Source organism: Stenotrophomonas sp. Steno-Z4 (assembly GCF_056393145.1).
The window spans coordinates 276827-289319 of record NZ_JBWJPC010000001.1 but is presented as its reverse complement, the minus strand read 5'-3'; the positions used below and the strand labels follow the sequence as shown (position 1 = coordinate 289319).

Genomic DNA, 12493 nt, shown 5'->3' with positions numbered 1-12493 from the left:
TGTCGGCCTGTTGCACCAGCCACCGCCCTTGCCATTCACCGCAGGGCCGGCCAATGATGCCGCCATGACCTTCTCCCCGCTTTCATTGCCGGCGGCCATGCAGGCCGACCTGGAAGCCGCCTACGCCACGCCCCCGCGGGCCTATCACGGCTACCCCCACGTGCGCGCGGTGCTGCTGCACTGCCAGGCGGTGGCCGACGGCCCTGGCTGGGCGCACCCGCGCGAAGTGCAGCTGGCCGCGCTGTACCACGATGCGATCTACGAAGCCGGGCGCAACGACAACGAAGCCCGCTCGGCCGCGCTGGCACGCGCGCAGGTGGAGCGCTGGCTGCCGGGCGCCGGCGTGGATGTGGCCCGGCTCGAACAGCTGATCCTGCTGACCGCGCGCCATGGCACCCTGGGCGCCGCCGACGTTGACCCCGAAGCGGCCTTGTTCCTGGACTGCGACATGGCCATCCTGGGCGCGCCGCCCGACGTGTTCGATGCCTACGACCGTGGCATCGCGGAGGAATACGCCGGGCATGTGCCCGGCTTCCTGTTCCGGCTCAACCGGCGGCGGTTCCTCAAGCACCTGCTGCGCAGCCCGCGCATCTTCCTCAGCGACTTCTTCCACCAGCGCCTGGATGCGCCGGCGCGGGCCAACCTGCGCCGGCGACTCGGGCACTGACAGCGGTCGATTACACTGCACCGGTTGAAGGCCGTCGCTCACGCCATGCCCGTTCCCCTCCCATCTGCCACGCCCGATCCAGATCCGCGCCCGCAACCGCCGGAAGAACCCGGCCCCAACGAGTGCTGCGGCAGCGGCTGCCCGCTGTGCGTGCTGGACCTGTACAGCGATGAGCTGCAGCGCTATCGCGCCGCCCTCGCGGCCTGGCGGCTGCGCCACCCCGATGCCGCGCCCTGAGCACTGCCTGCGATGAAGCTTCCTGCCCACGCCCATGTGGCCGGCCTGGCGCTGCTGGCGCTGGCCGGGTTCGTGCTGACCGCCTTGTGGACCCAATGGGCACGCCACGACCTTGACTGGGTGCAGGCCACGTTGAGCCTGTACCTGCACGGCCCGTGGGGCCTTGCGCTGCGGACCGCCTACTGCGTACTGGCCGTAGCGATCATGCTGCTGGCCTGGTCGCTGCACGCCGCCAGCCGCTCGCCGCGGCGCAGCGCGGCGGCGCCGCTGCTGTTCTGTGTGGCGGGACTGGGGCTGATGGGCGTGGCCATCGGCGACAGCTGGCTGCCCGGGCAGGCGCCGCTGCTGGCCCCGTTGGTCCATGGCCTGGCGGCCAACACCGCGTTCCTGTGCGTGAGCGTGGCGATGCTGCTGCAGAGCTGGTACCTGCGTGCCGACCCGCAGTGGGCGCGCTGGGCCAGCGCCGCGTGGTGGTGGGCCTGGCTGTGTTTCGCGCTGCTGTGGCTGCACGTGCTGTGGCGGGGTCCACCGCGCGGTGCCGGGCAGAAGCTGGTGATTGCCGCGGTGGTGCTGTGGTTGTTCGTGGCCGCGCTGCAGCTGTGGCGGCAGGCGCGACGTGAAGAGGCTGCAGGAAATTAAAAAGGCGTATCGTGGGTCGACTTTTCCGGGATGCGTGACGATGCGGCGAGCCAGTGTGGGCAGGGGACTGGGAGTGGTGCTGGGCCTGGTGTCGATGATGATGGGGGCCGCAGCGGCCCCGGCGGCGCCGCAGCAGGTCAGCCATGGGCGCTTCAACGACGTCCCGATCCACGCGCCGGAAGGCCACCCGCAACGCGTGGTGGTCTGGTTCGATGGTGGCAGCGAACCCGAGCGCACGCGCGAGCGCATCGAGGCCCTGCGCGCGCAGGGCGCCCTGGTGGCCCAGGTCGATGTCGCCCGGCTGCGCACCGGTCTGGCCCACGAAGGGGGCGGCAAGTGCAGCTTTGGCGCAGGCGACGTGGAGAATTTCTCGCGCTGGTTCCAGGCGTACCTGCACGTGTCCGGTTACCACCTGCCGCTGATCGGCGGCGATGGCAGCGGCGCCGAGCTGGCCTATGCAGTGGCGGCGCAGGCCGATACGCAGGTCTTCGCCGGCTTGATCACCACCGGGTTCTGCCCCGACCAGGCGCGCGAGCGCGCGGTGTGCGGCGCCGGTGTCAGCCATGGCCGCCTGCAGCCGGCGGAGTTGGCGTTTCCGTGGCTGAACGCCGCCGGTGACCGCAAGTGCGCGGCAGGTGACGCCACAGCGTTCGTGCACAAGGTGGAGATGGGGCGGCAGTTCCAACGCACCGCGCGGGGCGATGACCTGCCCGGACTGCTGGCAGCCGCGAACGTGATCGGTGCGCAGAAGGGTGTCAGCCTGGCGCCGCCGCCGGATGGCCTCAACGGCTTGCCGGTGGTGGAAGTGCCCGCGCAGAAGGGCGGCGACACCCTGGCCATCTTCGTTTCCGGCGACGGCGGCTGGGCGGGGCTGGACAAGGATGTTGCCGCCGCGCTCAGCGAAAACGGTATTTCGGTGGTCGGCCTGGATTCGCTGCGCTATTTCTGGACGGCGCGAACGCCCGAAGGATTCGCCCGCGACCTGGAACGCATCGCACGCCATTACGGCAGCCAGTGGCAACGCAAGCGGCTGCTGCTGGTGGGCTTCTCGCAGGGCGCGGATGTCCTGCCGGCGGCCATCAACCAGCTCGACCCGGCCACGCGCGGGTCGATCGCATTGATCGGCCTGATGTCGGTAGGGCGCAAGGCGGATTACGAATTCCATGTCAGCAACTGGCTGGGCGGCGGCGCGGATGGCCTGCCCATTGCGCCTGAGATCGCCCGGTTGCCGGCGGACCGGACGGTGTGCCTGTACGGCGAGGACGATGGCGATGCACTGTGCCCGGAGCTGCCGAAGGGCGGCGCCACGGTGATTGCGCTGCCGGGCGATCACCATTTCAAGGGCGACTACGACCGCTTGGCGAAGACGCTGCTTGAGCACCTGCCGGCGCGTTGATGGTGCGGTCGAACCCCTGCAGGCGCCGGCGATGATCCCCAATGCGCCCATCGAACGGCGCTTGTACGCGCTGATGGCCGATGACCGCTCCGCGCCCCGGGCGGGGGATGGGTCTTCCGCGCAGAAGATGGCCGACGCCCTGTCGCTCTGGCGCGCGGGAGACCGTAATGCCTCCACCCGCGAGCAGTTCTGCGCAGGCTTGAAGGAAACGCTGGATCGGTTGGTCAGGGACAATGACGTCGACCTGCGCAAGGCGATCCTGCAGCATCGCTTTCCCAAGGTGAAGGACTATCGCCTGCTGGTCGCTTCCCCGAAATGCGAGGCCGCGCTGCAGGCCGCGAAGAAGTTGAGGGACCTCGCGCATCCTGCGCGCATCGAGCGCGAACCGGATCCAGCCAGGAAGTCGCACCTGCAAGCGCTCGCCGCCGCCGTGGACGATGCCCGGGCAGGCAGGGGCGAGTGGGCCAGCGTGACGGCAGGCGCCTGCGCGCTGGGCGAAAAAATCGCGGCCGACTTCGCGCCGCATGCGGACGTGCTGGCCGAAAAGCAGGAACTGGAACGGAACGCCAGCGTGATCGAATATCTGGCGCAGCGGGCGCCGCATCAGTCCCGAAGCGGTGGCGGCGCGCGCGGGCGGGACGTGGAAGATCGCGTCGGCACCGCACTGACACAGCTCTGCAACGCAATGAACGAGGCGACCGCTTCCAGCGATGATCCGGGCTATCGCATCGTCCGTGGTGCCAACGTCCCGCCTGCGCTGCGCCCGGCGGAGAGCAGGCACGTCAAGGGAGAGCTCGATTTCCTGCTGATGCACGGCAACGACGTGGTGCTGGTGGGTGAAACCAAGGCCGGTGGCGCGACCGCGATCGGCGCGGATTGCCTGAAGCTCCGCAACGCGGTGGTGGAAATGGCCGCCCGCGCGCAGCAGGACAAGGCCTATGCGTTCACCCTGGGCAGCGACAAGCGTTCGGCGGCGGCCGGCGAAAAGGGCAAGCCGCAGGTGCTGCAGGTCAGCGGTGAGTCGCTCAAGCGGCTGGCGGCACCGCCAGGGGATGCGTCGGACGCGCAGCCCACCTGGCCTGCCAGCGCGCGTTATTTCCTGCCCGACGCGGTTACCGGCATCCCGCTGTCACAGCGTGCAGTGGCCTACCTCACCTGGCGCCCGGCGAGCCTGGATTACGCGCAGGCTTTGTTCGACGGCGCGCAACCCTCCGTCGAAGGACTCGAGTCGGTGTGGCGCGAGTTGGGGGAAGACCCAAAGCTCGCGTGGATATGGGAGGAGCGTGCCTTGGCCGAGCAGGCGCTGAGTGCCGTACACGGCAGCGAGAGCATTGCCGGCTTCACTGCGGCGTTTGCGCAGATGAAGCGCGGGTCCTGACCGCCGCGTTACGTCTTTCGCGGTGCCAGTGAAATCAACCGTGTCGCATCCAGCAGCGCCGCCGGCAGGTGCATGCCGCCCGGCGCCGCCAGATAACGTGCGCGCCACTGCGGCGCGAACTTGGATTTGAAGCGGCGCAGCCCGCTGAAGCCGTAGAAGCGCTCGCCGTGCCGTGCGACCACGTTGGCAAAGCGGTTCCAGCGCCCGGCCAGGCGGTGCTGGGCAAGCCCCGACAAGGGCGCCATGCCCAGCGAAAAACGGTGGAAGCCCTGCGCACGCCCCCACAGGAACAGCTCGATGAACAGGAAATCCATCGTGCCTTTCGGTGCATCGTCGACGTGCCGCATCAGGTCCACCGACAGCTCGTGCCCGGCCGGTGCCTGCCACAGGTTGGCGAAGGCGACGATGCGGCCCTCGGCCTCGACCACGGCCACCGGGAAGCGCACCAGGTAATCCGGATCGAAACTGCCCAGTGAGAAGCCTTTCTCGTCGCCGGCCTTGTCGTCCAGCCACTGCTGCGATACCGCGGCCAGCGCGGGAATCAACGCGGCAACCTCGCCGGGCGGTGCAACGCGGAAGCTGAGGCCGCCGCGCTTGCCCCGGTTCCAGGCCTGGCGCAGGTCGGCGCGTTCGCGTCCCTCCAGCCCGAAGTCCTGCAGCGGCACCATCGCTTCCTCGCCCAGTTTCACCAGGGTCAGCCCAAGGTCCAGATAGGTCTGCCAGTACGCTTCGCCGACCTGATAGAACACCGGGCGCAGGCCAAGGCGATCCGCCTCCTCGCGGAAGCGCCAGATCAAGGCGCGTGCGACGTCGGGGGGGCCGACCGGATCGCCCATCGCGATCAGCGAACCGCCGTAGCGCTGCATCATCACGAAGCCGCGCCCGGCATCGTCGCGCAGTACGGCCTTGTCGGCGGTGAGCACCAGGCAGGCCTGGGTGTCCTGCGCCGCCTGCAGGATCGGCGCCAGCGCGTCGAGCGTGGCCGGGTCGGCTGCCGGCAGGGGCGTGCGGGTGCTGTGCAGCAGCCGCGCCAGGCCGAAGATGGCCAACGCGATCGCCACCACCAGCAGTGCGCGCAACGCACGCGGTGCGTTGCCCTGCGCGGCGAATTGCCACCACAGCTCGTTCTGGTATTCGACATGGCTGTAGACGAAGAACAGCAGCCAGATCACCGCCACCAGCACAAGCCCCAGGTTGCGGATCCACGGCCACGACCACGCTTCGTCGAGCAGCGCGCCCTGCCGGTAGAATTCGCGACGCGACGCCCACAGCGCCATCGCCACCAGCACCGAGGCCAGCGCGATCAGCACCTGCCCGCCGCGCAGCCAGATCGGCAGCGGCGCGATCACGCAGATCGCCAATGCCAGCATCCAGGCCGCATGGCTGCGCCGCTGCAGGCCCTGGCCGATCAGCAGCAGCACCACGCCGGCCAGGCTGCCGAGCAGGTGCGAGGTTTCCAGGATCGGCAGCGAGGTATGCAGAAGGTGCCGGCGCGGCGTTGGCAGGGTGCCGTCGATCACCAGCGCGGCGCCCACGCTGAACACTGCCAGCGCGATGATCTGCGGCAGCCACGGGCGCAACGCGGTCCAGCCGGCGCGGGTGGCCCCTGCACCCACCCGCAGCGGGCGGCGCATGGCCGGCGCTACAGCGAGCACGGTGGCCAGCAGCAACGGCAGCACGTAGTAGGTGACCCGATAGATCAGGGCCGCTGCAAGCACCGCAGCTGGCGCCACCTGCGGCAGCAGCTTGAGCAGGCTCCACTCGAACACGCCCAACCCGGCCGGCACGCTGGAAATCAGTCCGGCCAGCACGGCCACCAGATACAGGCCGACAAACCCGGGCAGCCCGGTCGGGGTATCCATCGGCAGCAGCACGTAGAACGCCGCGCTGGCCAGCACCAGCTCCACCACGCTGAGCGCGGTCACGCCCAGCATCGTGCGGCGATCGGGCAGCCACAGCGCGTGCCCGCGGATCTGGAAGCTGCGGCCCTCCCGCCCGACCAGCAGCACCGTGCCCCCGTAGGCGAGCAGGCCTGCCGCGCCGAGCACGCGTACGGCCTGCGCCGACACGGGCAATGCGAGTGCGGCGGCGCCCGGTTCCAGCAGGAAGGCCAGCGCCAACAGCAGCCAGGCGCCGAACACGAAGCCCAGCGTGCTCATCAGTACCACCTGGCCGATCTCGGCCAGGCTCAGCCCGGCGCCGCCATAGCCGCGCAGGCGCACGGCACCGCCGGTCAGTGCCGCAAAGCCCAGCGTCTGCCCCAGGGTGTGGGCGAGGAAGGCGGTGATGCCCACCCGCGCCGGATGCAGGCGCTTGCCGCTGCGGCGCAGGCCGATCGCATCAAATCCGATCAGGCAGGCATAGCTCGCCAGACCCAGGATGACGGTCAGTGCGATCTGGCCAGCGCCCAGCTGGTGGAAGGCCTCACGGATGGCGCGATAGCCGTGGTCGTCGAATTCGTTGGCCAGGCCACGCAGGGCCAGCGCCAGGATGCCCAGGCTGAAGACGACGGTCGCCGCGCGGCGCCAGCCGACGCGGGGCGAGGGGGCAGGTGCAGGATCGGTCATCGGTACAGCGTGCTCCGGGGCAGGCGATGAAGAGGTCAAAGCACGCCAGCGTGCCTCGCCGGCGCATCGTGCGCTTCCGCCGGGGACTTGCCAAGCCGGGTGGCTGTGCGCGCTGTGGCCGCTGGGATCGGCCGCAACGACAGCGTTACCCCGCTTCGGCGACAATGCCCGGACCATCACAGAGGAGCCATCGCCATGTTGGAACGTTTCGACGTCGGTCCGCGCATGTCCGAAATGACCGTGCACAACAAGGTTGCTTACCTGTCCGGGCAGATCCCCGAAGACACCAGCCAGGACATCACCGGCCAGACCCGCCAGGTGCTGGCCGAGATCGACAAGCTGCTGGCGCTGGTGGCCAGCGACAAGCAGCACGTGCTGCGCGCGGAGGTCTACCTGGCCGACATCGGCGATTTCGCCGGCATGAACGCGGCGTGGGACGAGTGGGTGGTGGCGGGCATGACCCCGGCGCGTGCGACGGTGGAAGCCAAGCTGGCCGACCCGAGCTGGAAAGTGGAGATCGTGATTACGGCCGCGTTGCCGTAAGCACCAGTTCAATGCAGTCCACCGGACACGGTGGAATGCACAATTCGCAACCGGTACACAGATCGGCGATGACGGCGTGCATGTACTTGGCGCCGCCCACGATCGCATCCACCGGGCACGCCTGGATGCACTTGGTGCAGCCGATGCAGTCGGCTTCGACTACCCGCGCGACCTGCGCGGGCTTGTGCTCGCCGCGGCTGCGGTCGAACGGCAGCGCCGGCACTTCCAGCACGCGTGCCAGCGCGCGCGCGCCTTCATCACCTCCCGGCGGGCAGTGGTCCACGCCTGCCTCGCCACGCGCCATCGCCTCGGCGTACGGGCGGCAGCCGTCGTAGCCGCACTGACCGCATTGGGTCTGCGGCAGCAGGCGGTCAAGGCGTTCGACCAGGGGCAGGGAAGGCGATGTCATGCGTGGCGTCGGCTGCGCGGGAGCTTCATTTCAGGGGTTTTCCGCGGTACCAGCGTTCCTGCGCCAATGCGAGCATCGGCCGGTCTTCGCGGCTGTCGCCGTACGCATGGATGCGCACGTAACGTGACAGGTCATAACGCGCACGGATGCGGTCGGCCTTGTGCGGCGCGCAGTCGCCCTCCGCATAGCGCCCGGTCAGGCGGCCATCCTGGCTTTCCAGCCGGTTGCAGATCAGGTCCAGCCCCAGTGCCTCGCACCACGGGCGCAGGTACAGGTCCAGCGAACCGGACACGATCACCACCGTATGCCGCTGCTGCAGGTGCCAGCGGATCTGCTCCAGCATCTGCGGGCGCACCACCTCGGGCAGCACCTCGCGGGAGAACCCGGCTGCCAGGGTGGCGATATCGTCGGCGTGGCGGTCGCGCAGGGTCAACCGGGTCACGCGCGCACGGATGCGCTCGGCGGAAATCAACTTCAACCGATAGGCCAACAGCCACGGACCCACCTTCCACCACGCCTGGGCCAACTGCTCCGGCGTGGCCACCCGGCGCAGGAAACGCGCGTACGTATCGCAGTCGGTGACGGTGTGATCGAAGTCGACAAGGGCCAATTCCATCTACGCCCTCCCGGCAGGCATCAGCGAACCGGCATGCCTGGCAGCGCGCTGCTGTCGGCATCGAGCAGCGCCAACGCGCCACCGTCGAAGCCGGCCGACAGGATCATGCCTTCGCTCACGCCGAAGCGCATCTTGCGCGGGGCCAGGTTGGCGATGAACACCACGCTGCGGCCGACCAGCGCTTGGGGTTCGCCATAGCTGGCACGGATACCGGAGAAGATCTGGCGCTTGCCCAGCTCGCCGGCGTCCAGCTCGAAGCGCAGCAGCTTGTCCGAGCCTTCAACGAACTCGCAGGCCAGTACCTTGCCGATGCGCAGGTCCAGCTTGGCGAAATCGTCGATCCCGATATACGCCGGGCCTTCCGCCGTAGCAGCGGGAGCGGCGGCAGGCGCGGCAGCAGGCGCCGCCGGCTTGGCGGGCTTGGCCGGGGCCGCAGGTGCGGGGGCGGCGAGGGTGTCTTTGGAAGCGTCGGTCATGGCGTCAATCATTTTCGGGTCGATACGGGTGAACAGCGGGCTGTACACGGCGATGGTGTGGGCCAGCAGCGGGGAGGCGATGTCGGTCCAGCGCTGCACCGGCGCGGCCAGGAAGGCGTCGGCCTGCGCGGCAGTAGCCGGCAGCACCGGCTTGAGCGCGGTGACCAGCACGCGGAACAGGTTCAGGCCCTGGGTGCACACCGACTGCAGCTGGGCGTCGGCGCCCTCCTGCTTGGCGATCACCCACGGCTTCTGTTCGTCGATGTAACGGTTGGCCTCGTCGGCCAGCGCCATGGTCAGGCGCAGCGCGGCAGCCGGATCATTGCGCTCGTACGCCTCGCGCACCGGCGCCAGCGCGGCCACGAAGCGGTCGTACTGCGCGGCATCGGGCAGCGCGTCGGCCAGGCGGCCGTCGAAGCGCTTGCTGATGAAGCCGGCGCAGCGGCTGGCCAGGTTGACGAACTTGCCGACCAGGTCGGCGTTCACGCGCGCGATGAAGTCGCCCAGGTTCAGGTCGAGATCGTCGACACCGCCGGAGGACTTGGCCGCGAAGTAATAACGCAGTGCCTCCGGCTCCAGCCCGGCATCCAGGAAGGTGCGGGCCATGACGAACGTACCGCGCGACTTGGACATCTTCGCGCCATCCACGGTGAGGTAGCCGTTGACGTGCAGGCGGGTCGGCGCGCGGTGGCCGGTGCCGTGCAGCACCGCCGGCCAGAACAGGCCGTGGAAATTGACGATGTCCTTGCCGATGAAGTGGTGCAGTTCGGTGCTGGTGCCGGCGCGCAGGTGCGCGTCGAAATCCTCGCCGTTCTTCGCGCACAGCGCCTGGAAGCTGGACAGGTAACCGATCGGCGCATCCAGCCACACATAGAAGTACTTGCCCGGGTGGCCCGGGATCTGGAAGCCGAAATAGGGCGCATCGCGGGAAATGTCCCACGCGCGCAGGCCGCCTTCGGCATTGAGCCACTCACCCAGCTTGGCCTTCACCCCGGGCAGGGCGACATCGCCGGCCAGCCATTCGCGCAGGAAGCTTTCGAACCGACCGACCTCGAAGAAGAAGTGCTCCGAATCGCGGATTTCCGGCGTGGCGCCGGAAATGACCGAGCGCGGGTCCTTCAGGTCGGTGGGGGCGTAGGTGGCGCCGCACACTTCGCAGTTGTCGCCGTACTGGTCAGGCGTGCCGCAGTTGGGGCAGATGCCCTTGATGTAGCGGTCGGGCAGGAACATGCCCTTGGCCGGGTCGTAGAACTGGGCCACCGAACGGCGCGTGATGTGGCCTTCCGCCTCGAGCTTGAGGTAGAACGCCTCGGTCAGGGCCTTGTTGCCGGCCGAGTTGGTCGAGTCGTAATGATCGAACGCAACGCCGAAGGCGGCGAAATCGCGCTCGTGGCTGGCCTGGATGTTGGCGATGAACGCTTCCGGGGTCACCCCGGCCTTTTCGGCCGCCAGCATGATCGGGGTGCCGTGGGTGTCGTCGGCGCATACGAACCAGGTCTTGCCGCCGCTCATTCGCCGCGCGCGCACCCAGATATCAGCCTGGATGTAGCCAACCAGATGGCCCAGGTGCAGCGGGCCGTTGGCGTAGGGCAGTGCGGTGGTGACAAGAGCGGTGCGGGTCATGATCTGCGCGGGTGCGGGGGGAACGCGGGATTATCGCATGCTCCCCGGAAAGACGAAGGGCCGGCGCGGTCATCCCTCGCCAGCCCCATGTCGTTGATCTGCCAGCGCTTTACGCGGCGGGATTTACTCGCGTACCCAGGTCTGGGCGCGGCAGATGAACGACACGCAGCCGGACATGTCCAGCTTCTTGCCACCCGGCTGCAGCTCCAGCTTGGACTTGTAGGTCTTGCCGTTGGCCGGATCCAGCACGGTGCCGCCGGACCACTTGGTGGTGCTGCCCTTGTCCTGCTTCAGGTTCCACAGGATGGTCATGCCCTTTACCGGCTTGCCCTTGTTGGCGCCGCTGCAGTCGTCACAGACCGGGTTCGGGCCCTTGTCCGAGTGCAGCACTTCCACCACCTTCCCGCTCAACGTGCCATTGGCGGCCTGGGTGATCTCCACGATGGACTTCACCTTGCCGGTCTTGTCATCGATGGTCTTCCAGCGGCCAACCGCGCCGTCGGCCGCCGAAGCCGACATCGCGGCCATCACCAGCGGCAGTGCCAGCAGCAGGGTCTTGAAGGTCTTGCGCATGTTCCCCTCCCAGGGATGTACGTGAATGCCGGCGCGGGGCCGGGACAGCTGGACTGTATACCCATTCGCTCTGGTACGGAACGCATCCCGGCGGTCAGCCACAACGCATTCAGGTGGTTTCGTACAGCTCCAGCGGCAGCCCGTCGGGGTCAGCGAAGAAGGTGAAGCGCTGGCCGGTGTACTCGTCAACGCGGATCGGCTCGCAGGGCACGCCTTCGGCCGCGAGGCGTTCAATCATTGGCTCCAGTGCAGCCACCCGGAAGGCCAGGTGACGCAGGCCCTGCGCCTCCGGGCGACTGGGCCGCGGCGGCGGCGACGGGAAGGAAAACAGCTCGAGCTGGCCACCGTCAGGCAGGGCCAGGTCCAGCTTCCACGAATCGCGCGCGGCGCGGTGGTGTTCGGCCTTGACCGTGAGGCCGAGCACGCGGACGTAGAAGTCGCGTGAACGGTCGTAATCGGCACAGATCAGAGCGACATGGTGGATGCCGAGCAGCGGTGTCATGGGATCGATTCCTGGTGGCGCATCGGCGCAACCGTCTGGGTGGGGTCGCTACAAATACCGCAACTCGCGCCGGCTTTCTAACTTCTTGTAGAGCCTTGCCCCCCGGCCGTCTCCAACATGCAGCCCTCATCGAGAAGGGCCGCAGACCGCGTCCCGCCTCGGCAAATGCCTGAACGGGAGTGGTCGGATGCACGTCATCGTCAATGCAGGGCAGGACCCTATCGACCTCACCGTCGCTGGGCAGGTCATTCAGCTTGCGCCCGGTGACCGCCTGCTGTTGGCCGGCGTGCCGCTGCCGCGCAACAGCGCGCTGAACGCCGTCGCGCTGGCCGGCAGTGGCATGGCACGGGCGCTGGCCCACTTCGACCATGCCAGCAACGTGCTGCGCCCGGCCGGTGAGCCGCAGCCGGTGTGCTGGGTGGCGCAGGCCGCGCTGGAAGACCCTGATGTGGCAGCCGCCTGGCTGATTGACCAGCTCGCCCGCGGTGCCGGCCAGCCCGACGACGGCCAGGCCGCCCAGCTGCTGCGCCACCTGGCGCGCAGCGAAAGCTACGGCCTGATGCGTTTCCTGCTGGACGAAGGCGGCGAAAACTCCGTGGCCGCCCTGGCCCAGCGCTATGGCCTGTCCTCGGCGCAGTTCCACCGGCGCTGCCGGCAGGTACTGGGCCGCCCGCTCAAGCGCGAGCTGCGCATCCAGCGCGCCGCGCGCGCGCTGCTGGCCTATCCCGGCCGCGCGCGCTCGTTCACCTACCTCGCCGCCGATCACGGCTACGCGTCGCTGTCGCACTTCTGCACCGACGTGAAATCGCTGATCGGTTGTTCGCCCCTTTCCGTCTACCGGGCCGTCTCGACGCCCAACGAGTGATC

At 68.7% G+C, this 12493-nt stretch carries 13 protein-coding genes; 7 read left to right on the top strand and 6 right to left on the bottom strand.

Annotated elements, in window-relative coordinates; translation table 11 throughout:
• The first annotated feature begins 64 nt into the window (after positions 1–64).
• Genes AC06E7_RS01360 through AC06E7_RS01340 form a run of 5 tightly spaced genes read left to right on the top strand, consistent with a single transcriptional unit; the run spans position 65 to position 4317 of the window.
• The gene (locus tag AC06E7_RS01360) at positions 65–667 is read left to right on the top strand and encodes an HD domain-containing protein (protein ID WP_478062612.1); all 603 of its coding nucleotides are present in this window, start codon (positions 65–67) and stop codon (positions 665–667) included.
• Positions 668–712: 45 nt separating this feature from the next.
• Positions 713–904, top strand: a complete 192-nt coding sequence (locus AC06E7_RS01355; protein WP_068853587.1) for an oxidoreductase-like domain-containing protein — start codon at positions 713–715, stop codon at positions 902–904.
• A gap of 12 nt (positions 905–916) precedes the next feature.
• On the top strand, positions 917–1543 hold the full coding sequence (locus AC06E7_RS01350) for a DUF998 domain-containing protein (RefSeq protein WP_184126444.1): 627 nt from the start codon (positions 917–919) through the stop codon (positions 1541–1543).
• A 40-nt stretch (positions 1544–1583) separates the two neighbouring features.
• The gene (locus AC06E7_RS01345; protein ID WP_478062610.1) at positions 1584–2939 is read left to right on the top strand and encodes a virulence factor family protein; all 1356 of its coding nucleotides are present in this window, start codon (positions 1584–1586) and stop codon (positions 2937–2939) included.
• A complete protein-coding gene (locus tag AC06E7_RS01340; protein WP_478062608.1) occupies positions 2917–4317 on the top strand; it encodes a hypothetical protein in 1401 nt (466 codons plus the stop codon). The genes AC06E7_RS01345 and AC06E7_RS01340 overlap by 23 nt, the downstream gene beginning before the upstream one ends.
• An 8-nt stretch (positions 4318–4325) precedes the next feature.
• Here AC06E7_RS01340 and mprF read toward each other — a convergent pair whose 3' ends face one another.
• A complete protein-coding gene (mprF, locus tag AC06E7_RS01335; RefSeq protein ID WP_478062606.1) occupies positions 4326–6884 on the bottom strand; it encodes a bifunctional lysylphosphatidylglycerol flippase/synthetase MprF in 2559 nt (852 codons plus the stop codon).
• Positions 6885–7079: 195 nt separating this feature from the next.
• Here mprF and AC06E7_RS01330 point away from each other — a divergent pair, with 195 nt between their 5' ends.
• Entirely contained in the window at positions 7080–7427 is a 348-nt protein-coding gene (locus AC06E7_RS01330; protein ID WP_068853582.1) for a RidA family protein, read from the top strand.
• On the opposite strand, the gene rnfB is transcribed toward AC06E7_RS01330, so the two are convergent.
• The 5 genes from rnfB to gloA2 form a co-directional block, all read right to left on the bottom strand.
• Entirely contained in the window at positions 7408–7836 is a 429-nt protein-coding gene (gene rnfB, locus AC06E7_RS01325; protein WP_478062604.1) for an Rnf electron transport complex subunit RnfB, read from the bottom strand. The genes AC06E7_RS01330 and rnfB overlap by 20 nt on opposite strands.
• Before the next feature lie 25 nt (positions 7837–7861).
• Positions 7862–8452, bottom strand: coding sequence for an HAD family hydrolase (locus AC06E7_RS01320; RefSeq protein WP_210130802.1), 591 nt, complete (start codon positions 8450–8452; stop codon positions 7862–7864).
• A gap of 20 nt (positions 8453–8472) precedes the next feature.
• Positions 8473–10551 (bottom strand): methionine--tRNA ligase, encoded by a 2079-nt coding sequence (gene metG / locus AC06E7_RS01315; protein ID WP_478062602.1) that lies wholly within the window; start codon positions 10549–10551, stop codon positions 8473–8475.
• A gap of 123 nt (positions 10552–10674) precedes the next feature.
• A complete protein-coding gene (locus AC06E7_RS01310; protein WP_478062600.1) occupies positions 10675–11124 on the bottom strand; it encodes a DUF2147 domain-containing protein in 450 nt (149 codons plus the stop codon).
• A gap of 109 nt (positions 11125–11233) precedes the next feature.
• The gene (gene gloA2 / locus AC06E7_RS01305; protein ID WP_217537727.1) at positions 11234–11626 is read right to left on the bottom strand and encodes an SMU1112c/YaeR family gloxylase I-like metalloprotein; all 393 of its coding nucleotides are present in this window, start codon (positions 11624–11626) and stop codon (positions 11234–11236) included.
• Between the two features lie 187 nt (positions 11627–11813).
• On the opposite strand from gloA2, the gene AC06E7_RS01300 reads away from it, so the two are divergent.
• On the top strand, positions 11814–12491 hold the full coding sequence (locus AC06E7_RS01300) for a helix-turn-helix domain-containing protein (protein WP_068853576.1): 678 nt from the start codon (positions 11814–11816) through the stop codon (positions 12489–12491).
• The last annotated feature ends 2 nt before the right edge of the window (positions 12492–12493 follow it).